Annotated in this window: 21 protein-coding genes; 14 read left to right on the top strand and 7 right to left on the bottom strand. The window is 67.8% G+C overall.

Annotation, left to right across the window (positions count from 1 at the left end):
• Positions 1–39: 39 nt before the first annotated feature.
• Genes IEX43_RS04475 through IEX43_RS04465 form a run of 3 tightly spaced genes read left to right on the top strand, consistent with a single transcriptional unit; the run spans position 40 to position 5,289 of the window.
• On the top strand, positions 40–1,512 hold the full coding sequence (locus IEX43_RS04475) for an MFS transporter (RefSeq protein ID WP_188809258.1): 1,473 nt from the start codon (positions 40–42) through the stop codon (positions 1,510–1,512).
• Position 1,513: 1 nt separating this feature from the next.
• Positions 1,514–3,733, top strand: coding sequence for a molybdopterin oxidoreductase family protein (locus IEX43_RS04470; protein ID WP_188809257.1), 2,220 nt, complete (start codon positions 1,514–1,516; stop codon positions 3,731–3,733).
• Positions 3,730–5,289 carry an FAD-dependent oxidoreductase gene (locus tag IEX43_RS04465; protein WP_188809256.1) on the top strand — a complete coding sequence of 520 codons (1,560 nt, stop codon included), beginning with the start codon at positions 3,730–3,732 and terminating at the stop codon, positions 5,287–5,289. Before IEX43_RS04470 ends, IEX43_RS04465 begins: the two co-directional genes overlap by 4 nt.
• Here IEX43_RS04465 and IEX43_RS04460 read toward each other — a convergent pair whose 3' ends face one another.
• The 4 genes from IEX43_RS04460 to IEX43_RS04445 all read right to left on the bottom strand — a co-directional run bounded on the left by IEX43_RS04460 (position 5,290) and on the right by IEX43_RS04445 (position 8,260).
• Entirely contained in the window at positions 5,290–5,901 is a 612-nt protein-coding gene (locus IEX43_RS04460) for a hypothetical protein (protein WP_188809255.1), read from the bottom strand.
• Positions 5,898–6,443: a flavodoxin domain-containing protein gene (locus IEX43_RS04455; RefSeq protein WP_188809254.1), complete on the bottom strand. Its 546-nt coding sequence runs from the start codon at positions 6,441–6,443 to the stop codon at positions 5,898–5,900. The genes IEX43_RS04460 and IEX43_RS04455 overlap by 4 nt, the downstream gene beginning before the upstream one ends.
• A 63-nt stretch (positions 6,444–6,506) precedes the next feature.
• Positions 6,507–6,692, bottom strand: coding sequence for a PspC domain-containing protein (locus tag IEX43_RS04450; RefSeq protein ID WP_104185318.1), 186 nt, complete (start codon positions 6,690–6,692; stop codon positions 6,507–6,509).
• Positions 6,693–6,844: 152 nt separating this feature from the next.
• Entirely contained in the window at positions 6,845–8,260 is a 1,416-nt protein-coding gene (locus tag IEX43_RS04445; RefSeq protein ID WP_188809253.1) for an NAD(P)H-quinone dehydrogenase, read from the bottom strand.
• Between the two features lie 106 nt (positions 8,261–8,366).
• Here IEX43_RS04445 and IEX43_RS04440 point away from each other — a divergent pair, with 106 nt between their 5' ends.
• Both IEX43_RS04440 and IEX43_RS04435 read left to right on the top strand, forming a co-directional pair.
• Positions 8,367–9,185: a purine-nucleoside phosphorylase gene (locus IEX43_RS04440; RefSeq protein ID WP_188809252.1), complete on the top strand. Its 819-nt coding sequence runs from the start codon at positions 8,367–8,369 to the stop codon at positions 9,183–9,185.
• 93 nt (positions 9,186–9,278) lie between these two features.
• Positions 9,279–11,036: a phospho-sugar mutase gene (locus IEX43_RS04435; protein ID WP_188809251.1), complete on the top strand. Its 1,758-nt coding sequence runs from the start codon at positions 9,279–9,281 to the stop codon at positions 11,034–11,036.
• A gap of 3 nt (positions 11,037–11,039) precedes the next feature.
• Here the strand turns inward: IEX43_RS04435 and nirD are convergent, their stop codons facing one another.
• The gene (gene nirD, locus IEX43_RS04430) at positions 11,040–11,426 is read right to left on the bottom strand and encodes a nitrite reductase small subunit NirD (protein ID WP_188809250.1); all 387 of its coding nucleotides are present in this window, start codon (positions 11,424–11,426) and stop codon (positions 11,040–11,042) included.
• Positions 11,427–11,697: 271 nt separating this feature from the next.
• Between nirD and nirB the strand changes: the two genes are divergently transcribed.
• From nirB to IEX43_RS04400, 6 genes are all read left to right on the top strand, one after another.
• Entirely contained in the window at positions 11,698–14,343 is a 2,646-nt protein-coding gene (nirB, locus tag IEX43_RS04425; protein WP_188809249.1) for a nitrite reductase large subunit NirB, read from the top strand.
• Positions 14,344–14,345: 2 nt separating this feature from the next.
• A complete protein-coding gene (cobA, locus tag IEX43_RS04420; RefSeq protein WP_188809248.1) occupies positions 14,346–15,380 on the top strand; it encodes a uroporphyrinogen-III C-methyltransferase in 1,035 nt (344 codons plus the stop codon).
• A 14-nt stretch (positions 15,381–15,394) separates the two neighbouring features.
• Positions 15,395–16,555: a uroporphyrinogen-III synthase gene (locus tag IEX43_RS04415; RefSeq protein ID WP_188809247.1), complete on the top strand. Its 1,161-nt coding sequence runs from the start codon at positions 15,395–15,397 to the stop codon at positions 16,553–16,555.
• Positions 16,556–16,782: 227 nt separating this feature from the next.
• Positions 16,783–17,652, top strand: a complete 870-nt coding sequence (locus IEX43_RS04410) for an FAD-dependent oxidoreductase (RefSeq protein ID WP_188809246.1) — start codon at positions 16,783–16,785, stop codon at positions 17,650–17,652.
• Positions 17,653–17,765: 113 nt separating this feature from the next.
• Complete coding sequence (gene deoC / locus IEX43_RS04405; RefSeq protein ID WP_188809245.1) at positions 17,766–18,491, top strand: deoxyribose-phosphate aldolase; 726 nt, start codon at positions 17,766–17,768, stop codon at positions 18,489–18,491.
• 50 nt (positions 18,492–18,541) lie between these two features.
• Positions 18,542–18,805, top strand: coding sequence for a hypothetical protein (locus IEX43_RS04400; protein ID WP_188809244.1), 264 nt, complete (start codon positions 18,542–18,544; stop codon positions 18,803–18,805).
• A 130-nt stretch (positions 18,806–18,935) separates the two neighbouring features.
• Here the strand turns inward: IEX43_RS04400 and IEX43_RS04395 are convergent, their stop codons facing one another.
• Both IEX43_RS04395 and mfd read right to left on the bottom strand, forming a co-directional pair.
• Entirely contained in the window at positions 18,936–19,751 is an 816-nt protein-coding gene (locus IEX43_RS04395) for a metal-dependent hydrolase (RefSeq protein WP_188809243.1), read from the bottom strand.
• Positions 19,752–19,755: 4 nt separating this feature from the next.
• Positions 19,756–23,427 (bottom strand): transcription-repair coupling factor, encoded by a 3,672-nt coding sequence (gene mfd, locus IEX43_RS04390; RefSeq protein ID WP_188809242.1) that lies wholly within the window; start codon positions 23,425–23,427, stop codon positions 19,756–19,758.
• Between the two features lie 291 nt (positions 23,428–23,718).
• On the opposite strand from mfd, the gene IEX43_RS04385 reads away from it, so the two are divergent.
• From IEX43_RS04385 to IEX43_RS04375, 3 genes are read left to right on the top strand one after another with little or no spacing between them, the layout of a single operon-like run.
• Complete coding sequence (locus IEX43_RS04385; RefSeq protein ID WP_188809241.1) at positions 23,719–25,227, top strand: SDR family oxidoreductase; 1,509 nt, start codon at positions 23,719–23,721, stop codon at positions 25,225–25,227.
• A gap of 43 nt (positions 25,228–25,270) precedes the next feature.
• Positions 25,271–25,768, top strand: a complete 498-nt coding sequence (locus IEX43_RS04380) for a DUF2505 domain-containing protein (RefSeq protein WP_188809240.1) — start codon at positions 25,271–25,273, stop codon at positions 25,766–25,768.
• Between the two features lie 3 nt (positions 25,769–25,771).
• Positions 25,772–25,993, top strand: coding sequence for an SCO4848 family membrane protein (locus IEX43_RS04375; protein WP_188809239.1), 222 nt, complete (start codon positions 25,772–25,774; stop codon positions 25,991–25,993).
• The last annotated feature ends 114 nt before the right edge of the window (positions 25,994–26,107 follow it).

Raw genomic sequence — 26,107 nt, 5'->3', positions numbered from 1 at the left:
TACCTTGGAGGAACAACATCCCCCAGAAGGAGGTACCCCGTGACTGTTGACCGCACCGCCGATGCCGGCACCGGAAGTTCCGTTGATCTCGAAGACTCCGCATTGCCCGGAACCGCCGCATCCGCCAGCGCACAGCCCGGCCCTACCCGCACCACAGACACCCCCGCCCTTGAATTCCGCCCCGGCCGCTGGATCGCCAACTGGGATGCCGAGAACAAGGAACAGTGGGAAACCGCAGGCCGCTCCATTGCACGCCGCAACCTGAACTGGTCAATCTTCGCCGAATTCCTCGGCTTTGTCGTATGGCAGCTCTGGTCCATCGTGGTGGTCCAGCTCCCCGCAGCGGGCTTCAACTTCTCCACCTCCGAAATATTCTGGCTGATCTCCATGCCCAGCCTGGTGGGTGCCACCCTGCGCATCCCTTACACCTTCATGGTCCCCCGCTTCGGCGGCCGCAACTGGACCATCGTGTCCGCCCTGCTGCTCCTGATCCCCTCCATCGGCCTGGCCCTGTGTGTCTCCAACCCGGAAACCCCCTTCGGCGTCATGCTCCTGGTGGCCGCCCTGGCAGGCTTCGGCGGCGGCAACTTCGCCAGCTCCATGGCCAACATCACGTTCTTCTACCCCGCCCGCGAAAAGGGCTGGGCCCTGGGCCTGAACGCCGCCGGCGGCAACATGGGTGCCGCCGTGGCACAGCTGGCCGTCCCGATCGCCATCACCCTCCTCGCCGTCGGCACGGTCAACCTGCCCCTGGCGGGCTGGATGTGGGTTCCGTTCATCCTGATCGCCGCCTTCGGTGCCTGGAAGTACATGGACAACCTCACCAGCGCCAAGGGTGACGTGGCAGGCTCGATCGCAGCGCTGAAGGAACCGCACCTGTGGATCATGGCGCTGCTCTACATCGGCACATTCGGCTCCTTCATCGGCTTCGCCGGTGTCTTCCCCAAGCTGATCAAGGACTACTTCCCGGCTTTCTCCTCCATCGGAGTGGGCACCGTGGCACTGTCGCTGGCCTTCCTCGGCCCGCTGGTGGGCTCCCTGGCCCGCCCGTACGGCGGGCGCATGGCTGACCGGATGGGCGGGGCCCGGATGACCGTGGCCGCCTTCGCCTCCATGGCCGTCATCACCCTCACCATGATCTGGACCCTGCCGCTGAAGAACTTCTGGCTCTTCCTGGTCCTCTTCCTGATGCTCTTCACCGCCAGCGGCTTCGGCAACGGTGCAACCTACCGGATGATCCCCATCATCTTTGCCACCAACAGCCGCGCTGCCCGGAAGGGTGCCAGCTCGGTGGCCACCCAGCGCCTCGCCTCCTCCGCCCTGGGCCTCATCTCCGCCATCGGCGCCTACGGCGGGTTCGTGATCCCGCAGGTGCTCAACGCCTCCAACTCGGCCAGCGGCTCCTACACCCCCGCCTTCTACGGCTTCGTCGGGGCCTACGTCCTGATGCTGGTTGTGTGCTGGGCCTGCTACATCCGCAACGCCAACCGAAATGCGATGGGACACGTCTAACATGACCAAAAGCGCCGACACGCACTGCCCTTACTGCGCCCTGCAGTGCGCCATGACGCTCACGTCTCCCACGGCACTGGCCCCGGCTTCCCAGCCGGGGTCAGTCCCCGTGCCGGGAACTGCTGCCCCCGGAATCCCCCTGGCCGCACCCCTTGAAGTCAGCGGCCGGGACTTCCCCACCAACCGCGGCGGCCTCTGCCGCAAGGGCTGGACCTCCCCCACCCTCCTGAACCACCCCGGACGGATCACGGAGCCGCTCCTGAAGGGCGCTGACGGCGTCCACCGGCCCATCAGCTGGGACCAGGCCCTGGACCTCGCCGTGTCCGCCGTGAAGGGCGCCCGCGCCCGCTACGGTGCCGACGCCGTCGGCGTGTTCGGCGGCGGCGGCCTCACCAACGAAAAGGCCTACATGCTGGGCAAGTTCGCCCGGCTCGCCCTGGGCACCTCCCGCATCGACTACAACGGCCGGTTCTGCATGTCCTCGGCCGCGGCGGCCGGGATGCGGGCTTTCGGCGTTGACCGCGGACTCCCCTTCCCCCTCGAAGCCCTGGACACCGCCAGCACCATCCTGATGCTCGGCTCCAACGTGGCCGAAACCATGCCGCCATTCGTGCAGCACCTCAAGGGAACCCGCGACGCCGGCGGGCTGATCGTGGTGGACCCTCGCCGTTCCGCCACGGCCGCCTTCACGGCCGACGGCGGCGGCCTCCACCTCCAGCCCCTGCCGGGCACCGACCTGACCCTCCTCCTGGGCATCTCCCACGTGGTCATCCACGAGAACCTGGTGGACACCGCGTACCTGGCTGACCGCACGTCCGGCTACAGTGCCGTAGCCCGCAGCGTCAACGCCTTCTGGCCCGAACGGGTGCAGTCCCTCACCGGCGTCCCGGCTGAACTCATCCGCGAAACGGCCCGCCGGCTTGCCCGGGGCGCACGCGACGGCGGCAGCTACATCCTCACCGGCCGCGGCGTGGAACAGCACGTGGACGGCACCGACACCGCCACGGCAGCGATCAACCTGAGCCTCCTGCTGGGCCTGCCGGGCTCGGCCCTGAGCGGCTACGGCACACTCACCGGCCAGGGCAACGGCCAGGGCGGGCGCGAGCACGGCCAGAAGGCGGACCAGCTCCCCGGCTACCGCAAGATCACCGATCCAGCCGCCCGCGCCCACGTGGCAAAGGTCTGGGGCGTGGAGGAGGACCTCATTCCCGGGCCGGGCCTGCCGGCCGTGCAACTGTTGAAGTCGCTTGGCAAGCCCGACGGCGTCCGCTGCCTTTTTGTCCACGCCTCAAATATCGCTGTGGCCTCCCCCGACGCCAACGCCGTGATCGCAGGACTCCGGAGCCTGGACTTCCTGATGGTCTGCGACTTCTTTATGTCCGAGACGGCCGCTGAGGCGGACCTCATCCTTCCCGTCCTTCAGTGGGCGGAGGAAGAGGGCACCCTGACCAACCTCGAAGGCCGCGTGCTGCGCCGCCGCCGGGCCCTCACTCCGCCGGCCGGTGCCCGCAGTGAGCTGTGGATCATGGCGAGGCTGGCCGAAGCCCTTGACGCCCCGTCCACCTACAGCGAGGACCCCGAGACCGTGTTCGAGGAACTCCGCCTTGCCTCTGCCGGCGGACTGGCGGACTACTCCGGGATCGACTACGCCATGCTGGACCGCGGCGAAGCCGCCTACTGGCCCTACCCCGCCGGCAGCCAGGGAACACCGCGGCTGTTCCGGGACAGGTTCGCGCACCCGGACGGCAAAGCCGTGATGACCCCGGTGACGCCGCGCCGCCGTCGTACTCCTGCTGGGCCCCCTACAGGGGATGGCACCGCCGCGAAAACCATGACCCTCATCACCGGCCGCCTTTTGGAGCACTACCAGTCCGGCGCGCAGACCCGGCGGGTGTCGGAGTTGCTGGCGGCGCAGCCGGAAGCCATGGTGCAGATCCATCCGGCGGCTGCAGCGTCGATGGGCATCACCGAGGGTGCGCTCGTGTCCGTGGCCAATGAGCGCGGCGAGGTGGAGTGCCGGGCCCAGCTCAGCACCGCCATCCGTCCCGAAACCGTCTTCCTGCCGTTCCACTTCCCCGAACTCGAGAGTGCGAACCGCCTCACGGAGGCGGCCACGGACCCCATCTCCGGGATGCCGGAGTTCAAGTTCAACACCGTTTGGGTCCGGCCCGTAGCCGCGCCCCTTTCCACCAACGTGCTTCAAACGACGGAGGCCTCATGAGCGAGCAGATTGTCATTGTGGGATTCGGCCCGGTGGCGGCCCGGCTGGTTGACGAACTCCTGCCTGCCGTCCGCAGCGGCAAGGTGGGCCTGACAGTGGTGGGCGAGGAAGCTGAGGCTGCCTACAACCGCGTTCTCGTGGCTGATCTCGGCGTGGGCAGGACCACCGCCGAGGCCCTGGCCCTCTCAGACGCCGCGGAGCTGGCAGGGGACGGAGTGGACATCCGCCTGGGCGTCCGGGTGAAGCGCGTGGACCGGGCCCGGCAGCAGGTCCTCCTGTCCGACGGCGGCGCCGTCCACTACGACCGGCTGGTCTTTGCCACGGGGTCGCGCCCGGTCATTCCCAACCTCACGGGCATCAACCCCGACCCCACCCACCCGGTCCTCCCGGCCGGCGTCACCGCACTCCGCGACCTTCGCGACGCCGGGGTGCTGCGCCAGGCCGTGGACGGCGGCAAGCGGGTGGTGGTCCTGGGCGGCGGCGTCCTGGGCCTGGAGACCGCACTGGCTGCGGCGGAAGAAGGAGCCACCGTCACGGTGGTCCACAACGGCCCGCATCCGCTGGGCCGCAACATCGACCGCGGCGGCGGCTCCGTACTGGCGGCGAGCTTGCGCCGCTGCGGCGTGCGGATGGCCGGCAACGCGCGCTCCACGGGCGTGGAGCACAACGCGCCCGACGGCGGTTTCTCGGCGCTGCTGCTCGACGACGGGTCCGCGATTGACGGCGACCTCCTGGTGCTCTCCTGCGGCGTCCGTCCCCGCACTGAGCTCGCCGAGGGCTGCGGGCTCTCCACGGGGACGGGCATCCTGGTGGACCACAAGCTCCGCGCCCACCACGAGCCGCACATCTTTGCCATCGGCGACTGCGCCGAGGTGCGCTGCCCGGATCCGGACTGCGCACCCTGCCGCAGCGCCAAGGGGCCCTCCGGCCTGGTGGGGCCGGGCTGGCGGCAGGCCGAGTGGCTGGCCGGGTACCTGACCCTGCTGGCGGACGGCGGGGAGGACGCCGCCCTGCTGCCGGCGCTCCCGGCGGAGCAGGCGGGCGTGATCGTCCTGAAGGCGCGCGGCATGAACATGGCCGTGGCCGGCGACAATTCCGCAGAACCCTGGGACGAGGACGCCCTTGCTGCCGGCGCGGTGAACGGGCGCCCGCGCCTCCAGGTTTCCCAGTGGGCGGACCCGGAACACGGCCGCTACGTCAAAATGACCACCCGCGGCGGCGTCCTGGAGGGCCTGGTGGCGGTGGGCATGCCCCGCACGGCGGCCGAGCTGGTGGGGCTGTTCGAACGCGGCGCGGAACTTCCCGCTGACCGGTCCCTGCTGCTGCGCCTCGACGGCCCGGACCAGCTGCAGGGCACGGGGGCCGCCGATCCCGCCGGCACCGTCTGCCGGTGCGCCGGAGTCAGCGGAGCCGCCATCCAGGGCGCCGTTGAGGAGGGCTGCTCCACGGTGCCCGAGGTGTCCAAGGCAACGCGTGCCGGAACCGGCTGCGGCGGCTGCCACGAGGACATCAAGGGGCTCATCGAAAAACACTTCCGGGCGGTCCAGGCCGCCTGACTAGGAGGCTGGGGCTGGGGCCGCGGGAACGCCGAGCGGGCTGCCGTTGCCCCAGCCGGCGTCCACTGCTGCCTGTGCGAGCGCACGGGCCATCGCATCGCCGTCGGGAGCGGGAGCGCCGTTCATGGGCGCAGAGGTGACGTACGGCATTTCGAGCGTCTCGTCGCCCCGGACAGCCGTGAGGACAACGTTCGCGGAGGCGCCCCCGGCCTCGCCCCGGAAGTAGCCGGTCCACTGCAGGCAGGCGAAGTCACCGATTCCGGTGACGGGTGAGCAGTCGGGCGCCGATTTCGCTGTGGAGATGTCCTGCGACGAGGCGGGCGAGGTGAGTGCCACCGACAGGGCCGTGATGCCTCCGTCCATGGACTTGCTCGAATACGTGCAGAGGTAGGCCTTGCTCCCGGGCGGCCTGTCACTGCTGTTCTGGCCTACAGGCATAATCCCGGGTACGACTTTCGCCGCAATTTCAGGCGTGATGAGGTCGCAGGCAGGGCTGGTCCCACCGGTGGAGGTCCCGGGTGCCGGCGCACCCTGGTTCCCGGGCTGCGAACACCCGCCAAGAAGAGCGGACGCAGCCAGGAACAGGACGGGTACGGCCGCGGGGGTTCTCACGGGGTGAAGCCTGGAGGAGTGACCCCGGCCAGGAAGTCCTCGGCGAAGTGTTTTACGCCGTCCCACTCGGTGTAGATGTAGTCGCGGGACGTGTCCAGATCCTGGGAGCCCCTGTCCTTGGCGATCTTCTTCATCATCTGGCGTTTCAGGAAGTTGTAGTGGGTGTACATCAGCGCACCGGAGAACATCGCTACATGGCGGGGGTGCCAGCCGGTCTCCTCCTCGAACTTTTCCACGTAGCCCTCCGCACTGGCCTCATCCCCTTGGGCGGCAAGGCTGACCGAGACCAGGGCGGACGGCAATCGATCAAGTTCGCTGCGGTTCTTGCGGACAAAGTCCGCAACGTAGCCCTCGTGCTTGCCAATGTGCACCGACGCCGCCACGATGACGCCGTCGTGTCCGTCCGGAACGGTGTCCGCAGAATGCTTGAGGTCCGCGGTTTCAGCGTGGTGCCCGTGCGCCCGGATCACATCGGCGATGTACTCCGCGATATGGGCCGTCTGCCCTTCTACGCTCCCGTAGGCGATGTAAATAGAAGCCATGCTCCACTGTGCCTGCAGGGTGCGGTGGAGCAGTAGGGCACAACGTCCCCGGTACGCACATACTTAGGCCGGGGCCTTGGGAATGAGGATCCAGAGCACGATGTAGGCAAGTTCGCCGACCCCCACCAGGCCAAAGATCACGAAGCCCAGACGGACCAGGAACTTCGGGAGCCCAAAGCGGGCTGCCAGGGCCGCGCACACCCCGCCAATGATCTTGCCGCTGCGCGGCCTCACGAGTGCTGTTGACATTGCTTCTGCCTACCCTTCTGATGGCTGGTGCAGGGACGGCCGGGAAAATCCGCTGATGGAATTCCCGGCCGTTCCTTTGAGGAGTCTATGCACGCCGCGCGGAGTGGTCCAGACTCGCGTGGGCCTGGAATCTGGTGGATTCCGACGCGCCCTTACAGGTGGACGTGCAGGCGCCGCGCCGCCTCGGAAATCGATCCGCTCAGTGACGGGTAGACGGTGAAGGTGCTGGCGACGTCGTCCACGTGCAGCTTCTGCTTCACCGCGATGGAGATGGGGAAGATCAGCTCCGAGGCGTTCGGTCCTACGACCACCCCGCCGATCACGGTGCCGGAGCCCTTCCGGGCAAAGATCTTCACGAAGCCGTCGCGGTGGTTCCGCATCTTGGCGCGGGCGTTGCTGCGCAGCGAGAGCTTGATGATGTCGCCCTGGTACTTGCCCGAATCGATCTCAGCTTCCGAGACGCCCACGTTCGCGATTTCCGGTGACGTGAAGATGTTCGAGGCCACCTGGTGCAGTTTGAGCGGGGTGACGGTGTCGCCCATGAAGTGCGCCACCGCGATGCGGCCCTGCATGGCCGCCACGGAAGCCAGCGGCAGCACGCCGGTGCAGTCACCGGCGGCATAGATGTTGGGAGCCGAGGTGCGTGATACGCCGTCCACCTTGATGTGGCCGCTTTCGCTGACCGCCACGCCGGCCTCTTCCAGGCCGATCCCTGCGGTGTTGGGAATGGAGCCCAGGCACAGCAGGCAGTGGCTGCCGGTCACCTTGGACCCGTCGCTGAGGGTGACCACCACGCCGTCGTCCGTCCGCTCCACGGTCTCGGCGCGGGAGCGGGACAGGACCCGGACGCCGCGGCGTTCGAAGACTTCCTCCAGTACTACTGCCGCGTCCACATCGGATCCGGGAAGCACCCTGTCACGGCTGGAAATCAGGGTGACCTTGGATCCCAGTCCGTTGTAGGCGGAGGCGAATTCGGCCCCGGTGACACCGGAACCCACCACAATCAGTTCCTCGGGCAGTTCATCGAGGTCGTAGATCTGCGTCCAGTTGAGGATCCGTTCGCCGTCCGGGCGTGCGGTGGGAAGTTCCCGCGGATGGGCGCCTACGGCGAGCAGGATGGTGTCCGCCTCGACGGTTTCGGTGCCGTCCGCGGTGAGGACTTCAATGGTCCGGTCATCCAGCAGCCGGCCGGACCCGGTGAGGATCCGCACTCCGAGGTTCTCCAGGCCGTCGTGGATGTCCTTGGACTGGCTGCGGGCCAGGTTCAGCAGACGGTCGTTGATGTGCTTGAGGTCGGCGCGCATCACGGGCACAAAGTCGCCGCCGTCGACGTCGAACTTCACTCCCAGCTCGCCTGCCTCGCCCACACGGGTCATGAGGTCCGCGGTGGCGATCAGGGTCTTGGAGGGGACGACGTCGGTCAGCACGGCCGATCCGCCCAGCCCTGCACGCTCGATGATGGTGACCTGCGCCCCCAGCGAGGCGGCCACCATGGCGGCTTCGTACCCGCCCGGACCACCTCCCAGGATTGCGATCCGGGGGGAACTGAAATCTGGATGCGTAGTCACAAACAATCATTCTCCTGCAACTCCCCCGCACCGCCAAAGAAAACGGTCTCTCGGGAAAACCGGCCCAGGGTGGGCGGCATGAGGGACGGCAGGATAGCTTGTACCAGTGAGTACAACTGACTTCCTGAACACCGATCCCTTTGCCGCCGCGCGTGCCGCAGCCGACTACATCGCCGAGGAAACCGGCGTGGACAGCCACGACGTCGCCCTGGTTCTTGGCTCCGGCTGGGGCGAGGCAGCCGACCTGATCGGGGAGACCACCGCCACCCTGTCCGCCGACGAGGTCCCCGGTTTCCACGCCCCGGCGGTGGAAGGACACGTGGGCACCATCCGCTCGGTCCTGACCGCGGGCGGCAAGCGGGCACTGGTGCTGGGTGCAAGGACGCACTACTACGAAGGCAAGGGCGTGCGCGCGGTGGTGCACGGCATCCGCACCGCGGCGGCCGCCGGCTGCAAGACCCTGGTGCTGACCAACGGCTGCGGCGGGCTGCAGGAAAACTGGACCCCGGGCACTCCGGTGCTGATCAGCGACCACATCAACCTCACCGCCGCCTCGCCGCTGGAGGGCGCCACGTTCGTGGACCTGACGGATCTCTATTCGCCCCGGATCCGCGGCCTGGCCCGTGAGGTCGACGCCACCCTGGAAGAGGGTATCTACGCCCAGTTCCCCGGCCCCCACTACGAGACGCCCGCCGAGGTGCAGTACGCCAAGCGCATCGGGGCCGACCTGGTGGGCATGTCGACGGCGCTGGAGGCCATCGCGGGGCGGCACGCGGGCATGGAGGTGTTCGGCATCTCGCTGGTCACCAACCTTGCCGCGGGCATCAGCCCCCAGCCGTTGAGCCACCAGGAAGTCATCGAGTCCGGGCAGGCTGCCGGACCGCGGATTTCGAAGCTGTTGGCCGGGATCATCGCCCGGCTCTGACCCGGGTCGCGGTCCCGTGCGGCGTGCCTGCCACAGGCATTTCGTGGCCGCGGTTGGAAGAAGTGGCGGGCCAATGACGATAGCGTTATGCCCATGACGTCTTCCGATGCCGAAATCCGCCTGCTCAATGATGCCCGCGCGTGGGCTGCCCAAGACCCGGATCCGGTGACGTCGACCTCCCTCCTTGAGCTCATCCGGCTGGTGGAGAATGGCGTTCCGGCAGCCCGCCAGGAACTTGAGGACAGCTTCCGCGGGACGCTGCAGTTCGGCACGGCAGGGCTCCGGGCGGCCCTGGGTCCGGGCCCGAACCGGATGAACCGGGTGGTGGTGCGCCGGGCCGCCGCCGGCCTGGCGGACTTCCTGCTCTCGTCCGTGGGCGAGTCATCGCCGGGAACCCGGCCGCGCGCCGTCGTCGGCTATGACGCCCGGCACAACTCGGACATCTTTGCCGAGGAAACCGCGGCAATTTTCACGGCAGCGGGGATAGAGACGTTCCTGATGCCTGCGGCGCTGCCCACTCCCCTGCTGGCCTTCGCCGTCAGGGCGCTGGAATGCGACGGCGGGGTGATGGTGACCGCCAGCCACAACCCGCCGCGGGACAACGGGTACAAGGTGTACCTGGGACGCCATGCCATGCCGGAGAACGGCAACGGCGCACAGATCGTTGCCCCGTACGACGCCACCATCGCCGCCCGCATCAACGCGGTGGGACCGCTGGATTCGATTGCCCTTGCCCCCTCCGGCTGGACTGTCCTGGACGGGTCCCTTGCAGCCGACTACGAACGCTCCACTGCCGCGCTGGCCATGCCCGGCGAGTTCCCTGCCCGTGACCTCAGCATCGTCCTGACTCCCCTGCACGGCGTGGGCGGCGGGACCGCGCTGGCGGTGTTGAACGCCGCAGGTTTCAAGGACATCACCTTGGTTGCGGAGCAGGCCGAGCCGGACCCGGATTTTCCCACCGTCAGCTTCCCCAACCCGGAAGAACCCGGCGCCCTGGACCTGGCACTGGAGTCCGCCGAACGGCTGGGGGCAGACATTGTGATTGCCAACGATCCCGACGCCGACAGGGCGGCCGTTGCGGCAAAAGACCCTGACACAGGCGCCTGGCGGATGCTCCGCGGGGACGAGGTGGGGGCGCTCCTGGGAGCTCACGTGGCCGCCCGGATCGCCGTGGGCAAGGGAAAGGACGACGGCGCGGAAGAAGGCGCCCAGGGAGTGTTCGCCAATTCGATCGTGTCCTCCCGGCTGCTGGCCCGCATCGCCACAGCGGCCGGGTACGCCCACCAGGAGACGCTGACCGGGTTCAAGTGGATTTCCCGGGTTCCCGGGCTGGTGTACGGCTACGAGGAAGCCCTGGGCTATTGTGTTGCGCCGGATCTGGTGCGGGACAAGGACGGGATCTCGGCTGCCCTGCTGATCGCGGAACTCGCCGCAGCCGCCAAGGCTGACGGCAAGACCGTCTTTGACACCCTGGACGAGCTCTACCTGCAGCACGGCCTGCACGCCAGCGACCAGCTCAGCATCAGGGTTGCGGACCTGGGGCTCCTGGACGCGATGATGAACCGGCTCAGGGTCTCCCCGCCGGAAACGTTCGGATCATCCGCTGTTGAGGTGTACACGGACCTGGCCGAGGGCAGCGGCCAGCTGCCGCCCACGGACGGACTGCTGTACGTCACCAGGGACCTGACGCGCGTGATCATCCGCCCGAGCGGCACCGAGCCCAAGCTCAAGTGCTACCTCGAAGTAATCCAGCACGTGGGTTCTGCCGCGGAACTGCCCGCCGCCCGGCAGTCGGCGCGGGCGGCGCTGGACGAAGTGCTCCGCGGTGTCAGCGAAGCGCTGGGGCTCTAGCCGCTACAGCTCAATCTCGACCATGCCGTCGCTGATGCGGGCGCGGAAGGTGGCAATGGCCAGGCCGGGCGTGCTGAAGCATTCGCCGGTTTCAAGGTCGTAGACCTCCTTGTGCAGCGGCGAGGCGATAGTGGCGCGCTCGCCGCGTGAGCCCAGGATCCCACGCGCCATGACATGTGCTCCCGTGGCAGGGTCCTCATGCGCTACCGCGAAAACTTCAGTGGCGCCGGTGCGGAAAAGGGCAATCTGGCGTCCCGCAACCAGGGCTGCCTCGCCCCAGGCGATTTCCAGGTCCGCCACCGGGCAAACGCTGTGCCAGCCGCCCGTGATCCCGGATACCGCCTCGTCAAGGCCGGCTTCGAGTGCCCCAAGTTCCAGTGTTGCCGTCATGTCCGGCTCCTCTCCCTGTGCGGGTAATCCTTCTCAGTGGGCCGCCTTTGCAGCCGTGAACCACGCTAGGCTCCGGGTGTTTCAGAGGCGTGCAGTGAATGTGTCCGGCGCGTAAAAGACACCTCACACGGCCGGAAATGCGTTCGTGATGCAGAAGTTAAGTTGACGAAACAATTGGGAAACTGAAGCGAAACTGCGTCTCCCTAGTCTGGATGGACAGCTCGACAGAGAAGGCTGCAGTTCCACTGCGGCCCATGCGAAAGGCCCATCAGTGACCGAACAGACTTCAAGCACAGAGACTCCGCGCCGCATCGTCGTCGCCGGCGGCGGCCCCGCGGCCCACCGTTTTGCGGACGCAATGCATGCCCGTGGCCTCGATGGCTGGCATGTCACGGTCCTCACTGAGGAAGCCCATTTTCCCTACGACCGCGTTGCCCTCTCCAAGGCCCTCACGGACAAGGACGTGGACCTTACGCTGGGAACTGCCTCCATGTGGGACCACCCGTCCCTGGAGCTCAAGACCGGCGAGCGGGTCATCAAGATCAACGCCGAAGCCAAGACCGTGGAGACGGCTGCCGGCAACACCTTCGGCTACGACGAGCTGGTGGTGGCCACCGGCTCGAACGCCGCACGCCTGCCCATCCCTGGCGCCGAGCACACGCACGTCTACCGCACCCTCGAAGACGTATGGGCCATCAACGAGGCCATCGCCGGGCTGAAAGAGAAGCTGGGCCGCAAGGTCAACGCAGTCACCATCGGCGGCGGCCTCCTTGGCCTCGAATCCGCCGCCGGCACGGAGCAGCTGGGTGCCAACCCGATCGTCATCGACGGTTCGCAGTGGCTGATGGCCACCCAGCTCGACGAAGGTGCCGGCCAGGCCATGGGACGGCTCATCAAGGCCAAGGGCTTCGAGGTCCACGGCGGCGTCTTCCCCTCGGAAGTCCTGTCCGACGACGACGGCCAGGTCACCGGCGTCCTCATGGCGGACGGCCGCATCATCGAAGCAGACATGGTCATTGTGGCCATCGGCGTCCGGCCCCGTGACGAACTCTTCCGCGCCGCCGAGGGCGAGGAACAGGTATTCAGCCTGGGTCCCCGCGGCGGCGTGGTCATCAACGACTACTGCGAAACCGAAGTGCCCGGCATCTGGGCCATCGGCGAGGTGGCCAACTTCGGCGGCATGTGCCTGGGCCTGGTGGCCCCCGCCAACACCATGGCGGAGATTGTGGCCGACCGGCTGCACGGCGGCGACGCCACGTTCCCCGGCTTCGACACCGCCACCAAGCTCAAGCTGTCCGGCGTGGACGTGGCCAGCTTCGGCGACGCGTTCGCCAGGACCGAGCACGCGCTGGAAATCGTGTACGCCGACCCCGCCCGCGGCGTCTACCAGAAGATCGTCACCACGGACGATGCCAAGACCCTTCTGGGCGGCATCTTCGTGGGCGACGCCTCACCGTACATGAGCCTCCGCCCGCTCCTCGGCCGCGAACTTCCCGCCGAGCCCGGCGCGTTCCTCACCGCGGCAGGCGGTGGCGAAGCCCCCGAAACGGAACTTCCGGACGACGCCACCCTCTGCTCCTGCAACAACGTCACCGCCGGCAGCATCCGCGATGCCATCAACGGCTGCGGCGCCTGCGAGGGCAACGCCCCCGTCCAGGAACTGGGCGAGCTGAAGGGCTGCACCCGCGCCGGCACCCAGTGCGGTTCCTGCGTGCCTATGCTCAAGAAGCTGCTGGAAACCGAACTCACCAAGTCCGGCGTCGAGGTCTCCAAGGCACTCTGCGAGCACATCGAACTGTCCCGCCAGGAACTCTTCGACGCCATCCGTGTCCTGGAACTCACCTCCTTCGAAGAGATCATGGCCAAGTACGGCACCGGCGCGGGCTGCGACATCTGCAAGCCCACCATCGCCAACATCCTGGCCAGCCAGAACAGCGCCTACGTCCTGGATGCCGGCCGCGGCACCCTGCAGGACACCAACGACCGCGCCCTGGCCAACATGCAGAAGGACGGCACCTACTCGGTGGTCCCCCGCATCGCCGGCGGCGAAATCACCCCCAAGAAGCTCGGCGTGATCGCCGCCGTCGCCGAAAAGTACAACCTGTACACCAAGATCACCGGCGGCCAGCGGATCGACATGTTCGGTGCCCGCCTGGAGCAGCTGCCGGAAATCTGGAAGGAGCTTGTGGACGCCGGATTCGAATCCGGCCAGGCCTACGGCAAGAGCCTTCGTACAGTGAAGTCCTGCGTCGGTTCCACCTGGTGCCGCTTCGGCGTCCAGGACTCCGTGGCCATGGCCATCCAGCTGGAACTGCGCTACCGCGGCCTGCGGAGCCCGCACAAGCTTAAGATGGGCGTCTCCGGCTGCGCCCGGGAATGCGCCGAGGCGCGCGGCAAGGACGTGGGCGTCATTGCCACCGCGGACGGCTGGAACCTTTACGTCGGCGGCAACGGCGGCGCAACACCCGCCCACGCCCAGCTGCTCGCCAAGGACCTCGACGACGAAACGCTGATCAAGTACATCGACCGCTACTTCATGTACTACATCCGCACCGCAGACCGGCTGCAGCGCACAGCGCGGTGGCAGGAAGAGCTCGACGGCGGCATCAAGCACGTTGAGGACGTGGTGGTCAAGGACACCCTGGGCATCGGCGCGGACCTCGAGGCGGCCATGGCCAAGCACGTGGATACCTACATCGACGAGTGGGCTGACACCCTGAAGGACCCCGAGCGGCTGCGCCGCTTCCGCTCCTTCGTCAACGCACCCGACCAGAAGGACGACTCCATCACCTTCGTCCCGGACGAGCGCGGCCAGATGCGCCCCGCCACCGCCGAGGAGAAGGCGGCAGCCGGCCAGCAGCCAGTCCTCATCGGGGCCTCCATCCCGGTCCGGTCAAACAACGAGAACGAGGTATAGGCATGCAGCTCAGCATTGATCTCACCGGCCGTGAAGTACTGGTGACGGGTTCGGAGCACGCTGCCCGCCAGGCGGTCCGCCGCTACGAAGCCGCCGGCGCCGTCGTCTACCGCCTCAGCACTCCGCAGGGCGCGGCGCACGACGGCCCGCTGCCCGAACGCCCCTTCCTGGTTGCAGCTGTGGACGACGGACAGCCCGGCTGGGACTCCCTCCTTGGCCGCTGCCGGGACACGGGCATTCCGGTCGCTGTTGAGCCGGCTGCCGGCACCCCGGGCCACGTCACCCTGGTGGGCGGCGGCCCCGGCACCACCGAGCTCCTCACCGTCGCCGCGGTCAAGGCCCTCCGCGACGCCGATGTGGTGTTCTACGACCGGCTCGCCCCATACCAGGAACTCCCGTCGCTCACCTCGGCCGAACTCGTGGACGTGGGCAAGAAGCCCGGCCACCACAAGGTAAGCCAGGGCGACATTGAGAAGCTCATGGTGGAAAGCGCCCTGGCCGGCAACAACGTGGTCCGCCTCAAGGGCGGAGACCCGTATGTCTTCGGCCGCGGCGGCGAGGAAGTTGCCGCCTGCGTGGCCGCCGGCGTCAAGGTCCGCGTTATCTCCGGCGTCACCAGCGCCATTTCCGTCCCCGCTGCCGCGGGCATCCCCGTCACCCACCGCGAGGTCAGCCACATGTTCACCGTGGTGTCCGGCCACGCCCCGCTGACCGAAAAAGAGCACCAGCACCTTGCCGGCCTGGGCGGGACCATCGTGGTGCTGATGGGCATCGGAACCCTCCACCAGCTCGCTGCCGGACTCCGCCGGGCCGGAATGCGGGCTGACATGCCCATGGCCGTGGTGGAGCGCGGCTACCGCCCTGGCCAGCGCACCACCATCGCGGATCTGGGCACCATCGCCTCCGCCGCCGCCGGGTGCAGCAACCCTGCCGTGCTGGTCATCGGCGAGGTGGTCCGGGTGGCTGAGGCCAACCGCGGGCATGCTGAGGCCGCGGCCGACCTGGACAGGCTGGCGGCCTCGCTGCTGGGTTCGTGAAAGGATTGACCCCCATGACTGCACTTGCACCGGCCGAACCACCGCAGGTCGAACAAACGCCTGAAGAAGCACCCGACGCCGCAGAGGCTCCCCTAGAGGGTTTCCGCATCGGTGTCACCTCGCACCGGCGGTCCCAGGACCTGATCGAGGCGCTGGAACGCCGCGGAGCGGAAGTCCTTCACGCCCCCGCCCTGAAAATCGCACCCGTGCAGGAGGACATGCGGCTCATCGACGACACCAGGGCCATCATCGCGGCCAGGCCGGATCTCTGCATCGCCACCACCGCCTACGGGATGCGGCGCTGGTGCGAGGCCGCGGATTCCTTCGGTATCGGCGAGCAGCTGCTTGAGACCCTGGGCGCCTGCCGGATGTTCGTCCGCGGACCCAAGGCCCGCGGTGCGGTGCGCGCCGCCGGCCTTGCCGACGTCGGAATCAGCAGCGACGAAACCACCGCAACACTGGTGGACATGCTGCTGGCCGAGGGCGTGCGCGGCAAAACCGTCGCCGTGCAGCTGCACGGCTACACCGACGTGCGGCAGCTGGAACGCCTGCGCATGTCCGGCGCCACCGTCCTGACAGTCACGCCGTACCGCTGGGTGAAGCCCGACGGCGAGGACCGGCTCCCCCGGCTCATCGAGGCTGCCTGCAGCGGGAACCTGGACGTCCTCACCTTCACCAGCGCACCCGCGGTGGATGCCATGTGGAGCACCGCCCACGAAATGGGCGTCTACAAGCAGCTGATCGAGAGCCTGAAGACCAACGTCACCACGGCAGTGGTGGGTCCGGTCACGGCACAGCCCCTGCTGGACGCCGGCGTGACCCCGCTGATCCCGGAACGCTTCCGGATGGGGGCGCTGATCCGTCTGGTGTGCGAGCACCTCGCGCTCAACCACGTGCGCCGGTTGGACACCAGGTCCGGCAACATCGAGCTGCGCGGCCGCAGCCTGCGCATCAACGGGCAGCCGGTGGAACTCGCCCCTGCACCGCTGCTGCTCCTGCGGGCCCTGCTCGGTGCCGGCGGCGCGGTCCTGTCCCGGGAATCGCTCTCGGACCTGCTGGAACTCCGCGGTTCCGTCCATGCCCTGGACATGACCGTCAGCCGTCTCCGCTCTTCACTGCCTGACGGCCGCCTGGTGGAAACGGTGGTGAAGCGCGGCTACCGTATCCGCGTCTAGGGTTCCCGGGACGGACAGCACCGACGGGCAGCGGCACAGGGCAAATGTGTCGGCCAGCTGGCGGATGAGAGGCAGGTCACGGGTTCTGTTACCGGCCGGTAAAAACTGGCGAACACCGTGCCTTTAAACAGCAACTGCGGGGAAACACGCCGGAAAAAGCACGCGCCTACGCTGGGTTCCATCACGAAGTTCCGGCCGCTCCCGGCCGCCAGCGAAAGGGCCAGCACATGTCCGCTCCGGCACCCTCCCCATCCAACTCCACCGCCACCCGCATCGTCATCGCGGGGGCGGGCCCTGCTGCCCAGGCGCTTGTCAGCCAGCTGGACCGGGCCCGTTTCACCGGCACCATCACCGTGCTGAGCAACCGGGACGACACCCCGGAGGAACTGCTGGAGCTGGCGCTGCTGCCGCAGGTCTCGGTCCGGTTCGGCCAGCCGGCAAGCCACATCGACGCCGTCAACCGCACCGTGGCCACCGCGGACGGCATGGAATTCGCCTATGACCAGCTGGTCATCGCCACCGGATCGGCACCCGTGGCCAGCCCGGTGGAAGGGGCGGGCGCTTGCCTGAGTTACTCCACCATTGACGATGCCGCCCGGATCGGGGAGGCCGTCAGCGAGGTAGCCAGGGAGCTGGGACGCCGCCCCCTGGGCATCCTGGTGGGCAACGGCACGGCGGCCGGCCAGGCTGAGGCCGTGCTCCGCGCCCAGGGCGTCCGCCCGATCCGCACCACGGCCCGCCCGGCCGCCGTCGTTCCCGGCACGTCCGCGTCCGGCCTGGCTGCGTCCGCGGTGATCTTCGAAGACGGCAGCAGCATGAACGGTGACCTGGTGGTCCTGGCGGAGGAGCGGGTTTCACGGGACGGACTGGCCGCCAGCGCCGGCCTGCGGACCGCGCCCAGCGGAGGGATTGTCATCAGCCAGGACTTCCGGACGTCGGTCCCCGGCGTCTGGGCCCTCGGTGACGCCGCAGCGTTCGACGGCGTCCGGCTGGGACTGCTGGTTGCCGCGGCTTCCGCTGCGGGCGCCTGCGCCACCCAGTTGCTGACCGCGGCCTCGGCTGGCTCGGGCGCCGTCCCGCTGCAGGCCGCGGCCTGACGGGAGGGCCGCCCGTCCCCGGGCGGGCGCCGATCCGGGCTGTGGCAAGATGGTTCCGAAACGAGTCACGGGCGTTACAACGCCCGGCCCACAGGCCCCTGGAGAGGACCATCATGAGCAACGAAGCCACCCCTTCCGTTCAGACAGCAGCCACCGGCGCAGAAGGTTCCGGCAGCATAGCGTCCTACATCGACCACACGCTGCTGAAGCCTGAGGCTGGGGAAACCGACGTCCTCCAGGTGTGCGCGGAAGCGGCGGAATACGGTTTCAAGTCCGTCTGCGTCAACCCCGTCTGGGTCAAAACCGTCAAGACCGCACTCCGGGGCACCGGGGTCCTCACCTGCTCAGTGGTGGGGTTTCCGCTGGGTGCCACCCCCACCGACGTCAAGACCTTCGAAGCCCGCGGCGCGGTGCTGGACGGGGCCGATGAAGTGGACATGGTCATCAACATCGCTGCTGCCAGGGCCGGGGACAAGGGCGCGCTCATCGAGGACATCTCCTCCGTGGCCGAGGCAGTGCACGCCAGCGGCGCGATCCTGAAGGTCATTATCGAAACCGCGCTGCTCACCGACAGCCAGAAGGTCACGGCCTGCGAGGCAGCCGTGGAAGCCGGCGCGGACTTTGTGAAGACCTCCACCGGGTTCAACGGCGGCGGTGCAACAGCGGAGGACATCGCCCTGATGCGCGCAACGGTGGGGCCCGGCCTGGGCGTCAAGGCCTCCGGCGGTATACGGTCCCTTGCTGATGCGCAGGCTATGATTGCAGCAGGTGCAACACGTATTGGTGCCAGCTCCGGGATTGCCATTGTGAACGGTGAACAGGGTTCATCGTCGTACTGAAGGCACCGGAAGCCGCCACAGATTGAGCCCCGCGGGGCCGAGGAGGAACTATGTCCAGCAAGATCACGGCGTCCAGCCAGGGCTCATCGTCCCACGAAGGGACCATCCAGACCCCGCAGAACGAGAACAAGCTCGGCACGAGCATCCTCCTTTTTGTCGTCATGATCGCGCTGTTCCTGGGATCCGTGTACTCGCTCTCCTTCCTGACACTGGATAACCCCTGGCCAATGGCAGTCTGCCTTGGCCTGTTTGCCCTGGCCTTCTGGATTCCGCAGAGCATCCTGGGCCGCTCGGACTCCGCCGGCGAACACTAGCCCCAACTGAGTAGCGCTAAGTGTCGTTATGAAGCGCCAAAACGACACCTAGCGCTACTCAGTTGGGATAATGAATCGCAAGACCCTTGGACATTAAACTGTCCAAGGGTCTTTTGCTTCCGCTTCAGGTTCAGAACCAGATGCGCGCCCACGCCACCGCGGCATCGGCCGCGCGGCCCCAGTGGGCGTTGGCCAAGGACCAGGCGGCCACGGACAGGCCCACCATGGCGTAGGCGCTCACCGGGATCAGGACAAGCCACTCGCGTTTTGACCCGGCCCGTCCCAGCAGCGGGAGGGACAGTGCCCCGTTGGGCCGCCACACCTGGCGCAGCAGCGGCACCCGGCGCAGGGGTTTCGGCGGCCTGATCACCAGGGGCCACAGCAGAGGAACACCGCCGGTGGTGACCAGGTCCCCCACGATATGGACCACAACGCCCGTCAGCATGGATACCGGAAGCCAGGTCCACTGGTCCGGCGCGAACCAGGTGACCAGGCCCGCCATGGTCAGCGCAAAGATCCAATTGCTGATGAACCCCGCCTTCGGGAACAGCTTCAAGGCCTTGGCCGCAATGTTGATCATGAACATGCACAGCAGCCCGGCGCCCACGGACAGCAGGCCCCAGTCCGTTTGCAGCTGGACCTGCCCCGCCAGCGTGGCCAGCAGGACAAAGAAGGCCGCGCCGAGGACGGAGTGCGTCCCCTGGCGGTGTCCGCCGCTGGCATTTTCAATTCCGACGGCAATCACGTTGGACAGCGGCGGCAGGGAATTCGCTACTGTGCTGTGCCGGTGGTCCCAGTCACACACCAGGGCTGTTCCCGCCGTCGCCATTCCGCCGATCAGGATCCCGGTGGCATCCAGCGGGTACCAGCCCAGCGTGTAGGGGCCTGTCGAGGCAATGGCCACCCACGCCGCGGCTCCCGACGCGGCGTGGTGTCCTCCCATCATGCGGCTATCCGCTGACTGCCGGGGCGGCGAGCGGCGCGTCGGAGAAGATGTTGCGGATGACCCCGTTGGCCCATTCCAGGATCTCCGCATCCTGCAGGTCACGCCCGCCGATCCTTGCCGTCTTCGGTTTGGGGACCAGCACGGCATCAAGCGCCGGCTTGGACTGGGACCCCGGATACATGCGATTCAGCCGCATGACTTTGGATTCCGGAAGGGTGGCCGGCGAGAACTTGATGAAGTTGCCCTGCAGGGCAACATCGGACAGGCCGGCTTTACGGGCGCCCACGCGGAAGCGGGCCACGGACACAAGGTTCTGGGCCGGCAGCGGCGGCTCTCCGTACCGGTCCACCAGTTCCGCCAGGACCTCGTCGATGGCCTCGTTGGTGAGCGCAGCGGCGAGCTTGCGGTACGCCTCCAGGCGCAGCCGCTCCCCAGGCACGTAGTCGTGCGGAAGGTGGGCGTTCACCGGCAGTTCGATCTTCATCTCTGCTGCCTTTTCCTCGGCCTCGCCGCGGAAGTCCGCCACGGCCTCGCCCACAAGGCGGATGTACAGGTCGAATCCGACGCCCTGGATGTGGCCGGACTGTTCACCGCCCAGCAGGTTGCCGGCACCGCGGATTTCCAGGTCCTTCATGGCCAGCTGCATGCCCGCGCCGAGCTCGTTGTGCGTGGCCACGGCTTTGAGCCGCTCCAGGGCCACCTCGCCTAGCGGCTTCTCCGACGGGTAGAGGAAGTAAGCGTAGGCGCGTTCCCGGCCGCGGCCCACGCGTCCGCGGAGCTGGTGCAGCTGGGACAGGCCGTACTTGTCCGCGCCGTCCACGATCAGGGTGTTGGCGTTGGAGATGTCCAGCCCGGTTTCGATGATGGTCGTGCACACCAGGACGTCAAAGCGCTTCTCCCAGAAGTCCACGATGATCTGTTCCAGGCGGCTTTCGGACATCTTGCCGTGCGCCACCTCGACCCGGGCCTCGGGCACCAGCTCACGGATCTTGGCGGCCGTCCGTTCGATGGTGGACACCCGGTTGTGGACGAAGAACACCTGGCCTTCGCGCATCAGCTCCCGGCGGATGGCGGCGGAGGTCTGTTTGTCCGTGTAGGGGCCCACGTACGTCAGGACCGGGTGCCGTTCCTCCGGCGGCGTGGCCAGGGTGGAGGTTTCCCGGATGCCGGTGAGGGACATCTCCAGGGTGCGCGGGATGGGGGTTGCGCTCATGGCGAGCACGTCCACGTTGGTGCGCATCTTCTTGAGCGCTTCCTTATGCTCCACCCCGAAGCGCTGTTCCTCGTCCACGATCACCAGGCCAAGGTCCTTGAACTCGAAATCCTTGGACAGGAGCCGGTGCGTGCCGATCACCACGTCCACGGTGCCGTTCTTGACGCCTTCCGCCGTCTCCTTGGCTTCCTTGGACGCCTGGAAACGGGAGAGCGGCTTCACGCGCAGGGGGAAGCCGGAGAACCGTTCGGTGAAGGTCTCGTAGTGCTGCTGGGCCAGCAGCGTGGTGGGCACGAGGACGGCCACCTGCTTGCCGTCCTGGACCGCCTTGAACGCGGCGCGTACCGCGATCTCCGTCTTGCCGTAGCCCACGTCGCCGGAGACCAGCCGGTCCATGGGGATCTCGCGCTCCATGTCGGCCTTGACCTCGTTGATGGTGGTCAGCTGGTCCGGGGTCTCCACGTAGGGGAAGGCTTCCTCCAGCTCGCGCTGCCAGGGGGTGTCAGGCCCGAATGCGTGCCCGCGGGATGCCATCCGGGCAGAGTACAGCCGGATGAGCTCCCCGGCGATCTCCTTGACGGCCTTGCGCGCCTTGGACTTGGTGCTGGCCCAGTCCGCGCCGCCCATCTTGCTCAGGACGGGGGTATCCCCGCCCACGTAGCGGGTCACCTGGTCCAGCTGGTCCGTGGGAACGAAGAGCCGGTCCCCCGGCGCGCCGCGCTTGGACGGTGCATACTCCAGCACCAGGTACTCGCGCACCCCGTCACCGCCACCGGCGACCTTCCTCTGGATCAATTCCACGAACTTTCCAATGCCATGCTGTTCGTGGACCACGTGGTCCCCGGCGACGAGCTGCAGCGGGTCCACCGCGTTCCGCCGCTTAGAAGGCATCCGGCGCATGTCCTTGGTGGATCCGGCGGAGGTGCGCCCCAGCAGGTCGGCTTCGGTGAGCAGGCCCAGTTTGAGGCCGTCCAGGACAAAACCGCGTCCGACGGCGGCAGTGGTCACCTCGATGATGCCCGCCTGGGGCTCGTGGTCCAGGCTGTCCACCCGGGCGCAGGGGATGTCGTTCTCGTGGAACAGCTCCGCCAGGCGCTGGGCGGGCCCGGGGCCTTCAGTGGCGACGACGATCCGCCACTGGTCCCGGACGTGGGAACCGATGAAGTCCATCATCTCGGCCACATCGCCCTGGTAGCCCCGCGGTTCCCTGGCATGCAGGTTCAGGACGTCAATATCCGGGAGCAGTTCCTCGTCCTGCGCCAGCGACGTGATGGACCACCAGGAGACCCCGTGCTCCAGGGAGGAGGTGCGCGTTTCCGTGAGGGACCGGAAGCTGGCGGAGTGGAGCGCGGCACTCGCCTGCGAGGTCAGGTCCAAAGGCGCCGTGCCGCCGTCGGACGCGGTGGACCAGGCCGCTTCGAGGAACTCCTCGTTGGTGGCCGCGAGGTCGTGGGCGCGGGTGCGGACTTTCTCGGGTTCAATGATGACCGAGATGGAACCCGCAGGCAGTTGCTCCACGAACGGGACCATGGCGTCCACCAGCACCGGAGCCAGGGATTCCATGCCCTCCACGGCGATCCCGCCGGCGATCTTTTCAAGCATGTCTGCCGCTGCCGGGAGCTGCGCCTTGAGGGTGGCTGCCCGGGACATCACGGACGGGGTGATGAGGATTTCGCGGCAGGGCGGCGCGTGCAGCTCGGTGGGGTGGTGCAGGCCGGGCGAGGACAGCGAGCGCTGGTCTGCCACGGCGAACCAGCGCATCTGGTCCACTTCGTCGCCAAAGAATTCCACGCGGATGGGGTGGTCCTCGGTGGGCGGAAAGACGTCGATGATCCCGCCGCGGACGGCAAATTCACCGCGGTGCGTCACCATGTCCACCCGGGCGTAGGCTGCGTCGGAGAGGCTCCGCACCACCTCGGTGAAGGGCCGTTCCTGGCCCACCTTCAAGGTAACCGGGACGAGCTCGCCCAGGCCTGCGACCACCGGCTGGACCACGGCGCGGACGGGAGCCACCACAATCCGGACTGGGCCCGCCGTCGACGTTTCCGGATGCGCCAGCCGGCGAAGCACTGAGAGTCGCCGGCCCACAGTGTCTGAACGAGGCGAGAGGCGCTCGTGCGGCAGGGTCTCCCAGCTGGGAAACTCGGCCACGCAGTCGGCCGGCAGGAATGCCCGCAGCGCTGCCGTCAGGTCCTCAGCCTCACGGCCGGTCGCGGTGACGGCCAGAACCACACCGGACCCGCCGGCGTCGTCCGCTGTGCCGGCTGCGGCTATGCCGTCCGCCATCTCAGCAAGAAGCACAGCCCTCAGCCCGGCGGGTGCGCTGATCTGGTAATCCTGGCCGCGGACCGCGAAGCCGCGGGCAGCCTCGGCGCGGACGCGCGCGAAGGTCTGGTCCGCGGCGAGTGCGCGGCGGAGTCCGTCCAGGGACGGACCGTGATTGGACGGGCCGGGAAGGCTCATGGCAGAAGCTCCTGTGGTGTTACGGAAAAAGCAGGCAACGCGAAAACCCGAAATTCGCTGCGAATCCCGGGTAAACCCAGCCTACCGCGCAGCTCCGACAATGCGTGGCTGGCACAAAACCAGCGCGCTGGAACAGGGCTGGCACCCTGGCGCGGGACTGGCAACCTGGCGCAGGGCTAGGCTGGCAGTGACGGACGAGGCCGGCAGCTGATGCCGGCAACAGTCTTCGCAGGCAGCAGCCGTCCAGACCGCGGGCCGCTCCGAATGGCCTGTGGACGATAAGGAGCCACCATGACTGAAACCAGCAGCACCCCGCGGACACCCAGGACCGTTTTGGTCACCGGAGCCACCGGCTACATCGGGGGCCGGCTTGTGCCCAAGCTCCTGGAGGCCGGCCACACGGTGAAGGTCCTGGTGCGCTCCCCTGACAAAATCGCCGGAGTGCCGTGGCGGGACCACGTGGAGGTCGTCGAAAGCAGCCTTGACGACGGCGCAGCGCTCCGGGAGGCGCTGGACGGCGTCGACGTCTTCTACTACCTGGTGCATTCCATGGCGGCCGGGTCAGGCTTTGAAACCAAGGAGCAGGCCATGGCCCGGACGGCGGCCGAGGCCGCTGCGGCCGCGGGAGTCGGCAGGATTGTCTACCTCGGCGGGCTGCACCCCACGGGAGTCGAACTGTCCACGCACATGCGCTCCCGCGAAGCGGTGGGGAAAGTCTTCCTGGACAGCCCCGTGGACGCCATCGTGTTCCAGGCCGGCGTGGTGATCGGCTCAGGCTCGGCGTCTTTCGAAATGATCCGCCACCTCTCCGAGACGCTGCCGCTCATGCCGGCACCCAGCTGGGTCCGCAACCGGATCGAAGCCATCGCGGTGCGGGACGTCCTGTACTACCTTGTCTCGGCGGCGTCCCTTGAGGGGCCCATCAACCGCACGTTCGACATCGGCTGCCGGCAGGTCCTCACCTACGCCGGCATGATGAAGGAATACGCGGCCGAGGCCGGGCTCCCCTACCGGGTGGTGCTGGCGCTGCCCGTCCCGGCGCCCAAGCTTGCCGGCATGTGGGTTGCCCTGACCACCCCCATCCCGTTATCCATGGCCGTACCGCTGGTCCAGTCGCTCCAGCACGATGCCGTGTCCGACGAGCACGACATCGACCAGTTCATCCCGCAGCCCGAGGGAGGACTGACCACCTACCGCACCGCCGTCGCCCTGGCCCTCGGCAAGGAACGCGACGGCCAGGTGCAAACAACGTGGGCCAATGCCGGGGCTGCTTCCGATCCCCTGCCCAGCGACCCCGAGTGGGCCGGGCACAAGGTCTACATCGACGAGCGGACCTTCCACGGCGACGTGGACCCTGCCCACGTGTGGACAGTGATCGAAGGCATCGGCGGGCGGAACGGCTGGTACTCCCTCCCCTTGGCATGGCAGGTGCGCGGCTGGCTGGACAAGCTGACCGGGGGCGCCGGGCTCCTGCGCGGGCGGCGGCATCCCCACACCCTGGCCACCGGGGAGGTTGTTGACTGGTGGCGTGTGGAACGGATCGACCGCGGGAAGCTGCTGCGGCTGCGGGCCGAGATGCGGGCTCCGGGGCGTGCCTGGCTGGAGCTCTCCGTGGAGCCTGACGGGGCCGGGAGCCGCTACCGCCAGCGTGCCATCTTCTTCCCCAAAGGGCTCAGCGGAAGGCTGTACTGGCTGGCCGTGCTTCCCTTCCACAGCCTGATCTTCCCGGCCATGGCACGGAACATCACCACCGCTGCCCAAAAGATCGCGGATGCGGAGCACGCAGAGCAAAGCCCGTAGGATGTGTGGAGTTAAAACCGTTCCGCACGTCCCAGGAGGACACATGGCCCTGAGCGCAACCACCACCCTTCCGCACTCCGTCGACAACGTGGCAGCTGTCCTGGTGAACGAGGACTTCCAGCGCCACGTCAGCCAGCTCGTGGGCGGCTCACTGGAGTCCTTCACCGTGGAGGGAGACGTTGCCGGAGCCTTCAGCGCCACTTCCGTGCGGACCCTGCCCACCACCCGCCTCCCCGAGATCGCCCGTAAGTTCGTGGGTGAGCAGCTCAAGGTCACCCAGGTGGAAAACTGGGACGCTCCGGCTGCGGACGGCTCCCGCCAGAGCAACATCTCGCTGAAGATTTCCGGCGCACCCGTTGACGTCACCGCCGTGCAGCGGCTCGTGGCTGCCGACGGCGGCACCCGCGTTGAGCTTGAAGGCGCAGTAAAGTCCTCGGTGCCGTTCCTTGGCGGGAAGATTGCTGACGCCGCTGAGCCGATGGTGGCAAAGGCCCTGAACCTGCAGGCCAAGCAGGCACAGGCCTGGCTGGAAAGCCACTAACCCGTGGAACTGCCGGTTTTCGCCTCACTGGTCCTCATCATTGCGGGAGTCTGGTCCCTGGTGGTCTGGCCGCAGTTCCTGCGCCGGGTCATGAAGGATCCGCGCGCCCGGAACTCCGCTGGCAAGGCCACCAGGTTCCTGACCGTCCATGTGGTGCTGGTGAGCATCTCCATGGTGCTTGGCGCCGCCACTGCCGTCATCGGCGTCATGGCGATGGCCGGCTGAACGGGCCTGCCGGCAGTAACCGCACTGCAATCTTAAAGTGCATGATGGAAGGCCCTCGTCCCGTCGGGAGGAGGGCCTTTTGTTGTCCCAGGGAACCCCGAGGAGGGACTCCGG

Origin of the sequence: Pseudarthrobacter polychromogenes (genome assembly GCF_014644495.1) — a bacterium.
Taxonomy (GTDB): Bacteria; Actinomycetota; Actinomycetes; order Actinomycetales; family Micrococcaceae; genus Arthrobacter; species Arthrobacter polychromogenes.
The sequence above is the reverse complement of the archived record's forward strand: the minus strand, read 5'-3'. Positions and strand labels throughout refer to the sequence as shown.

Coding starts and splice junctions, on each gene's coding strand:
- IEX43_RS04465 (WP_188809256.1), top strand. CDS start 3,730: ATGAGCGAGCAGATTGTCATTGTGGGATTCGGCCCGGTGGCGGCCCGG.
- IEX43_RS04455 (WP_188809254.1), bottom strand. CDS start 6,443: ATGGCTTCTATTTACATCGCCTACGGGAGCGTAGAAGGGCAGACGGCC.
- nirD (WP_188809250.1), bottom strand. CDS start 11,426: ATGACGGCAACACTGGAACTTGGGGCACTCGAAGCCGGCCTTGACGAG.
- IEX43_RS04450 (WP_104185318.1), bottom strand. CDS start 6,692: ATGTCAACAGCACTCGTGAGGCCGCGCAGCGGCAAGATCATTGGCGGG.
- IEX43_RS04470 (WP_188809257.1), top strand. CDS start 1,514: ATGACCAAAAGCGCCGACACGCACTGCCCTTACTGCGCCCTGCAGTGC.
- deoC (WP_188809245.1), top strand. CDS start 17,766: ATGAGCAACGAAGCCACCCCTTCCGTTCAGACAGCAGCCACCGGCGCA.
- IEX43_RS04415 (WP_188809247.1), top strand. CDS start 15,395: ATGACTGCACTTGCACCGGCCGAACCACCGCAGGTCGAACAAACGCCT.
- IEX43_RS04410 (WP_188809246.1), top strand. CDS start 16,783: ATGTCCGCTCCGGCACCCTCCCCATCCAACTCCACCGCCACCCGCATC.
- IEX43_RS04385 (WP_188809241.1), top strand. CDS start 23,719: ATGACTGAAACCAGCAGCACCCCGCGGACACCCAGGACCGTTTTGGTC.
- cobA (WP_188809248.1), top strand. CDS start 14,346: ATGCAGCTCAGCATTGATCTCACCGGCCGTGAAGTACTGGTGACGGGT.
- IEX43_RS04435 (WP_188809251.1), top strand. CDS start 9,279: ATGACGTCTTCCGATGCCGAAATCCGCCTGCTCAATGATGCCCGCGCG.
- mfd (WP_188809242.1), bottom strand. CDS start 23,427: ATGAGCCTTCCCGGCCCGTCCAATCACGGTCCGTCCCTGGACGGACTC.
- IEX43_RS04400 (WP_188809244.1), top strand. CDS start 18,542: ATGTCCAGCAAGATCACGGCGTCCAGCCAGGGCTCATCGTCCCACGAA.
- IEX43_RS04395 (WP_188809243.1), bottom strand. CDS start 19,751: ATGATGGGAGGACACCACGCCGCGTCGGGAGCCGCGGCGTGGGTGGCC.
- IEX43_RS04380 (WP_188809240.1), top strand. CDS start 25,271: ATGGCCCTGAGCGCAACCACCACCCTTCCGCACTCCGTCGACAACGTG.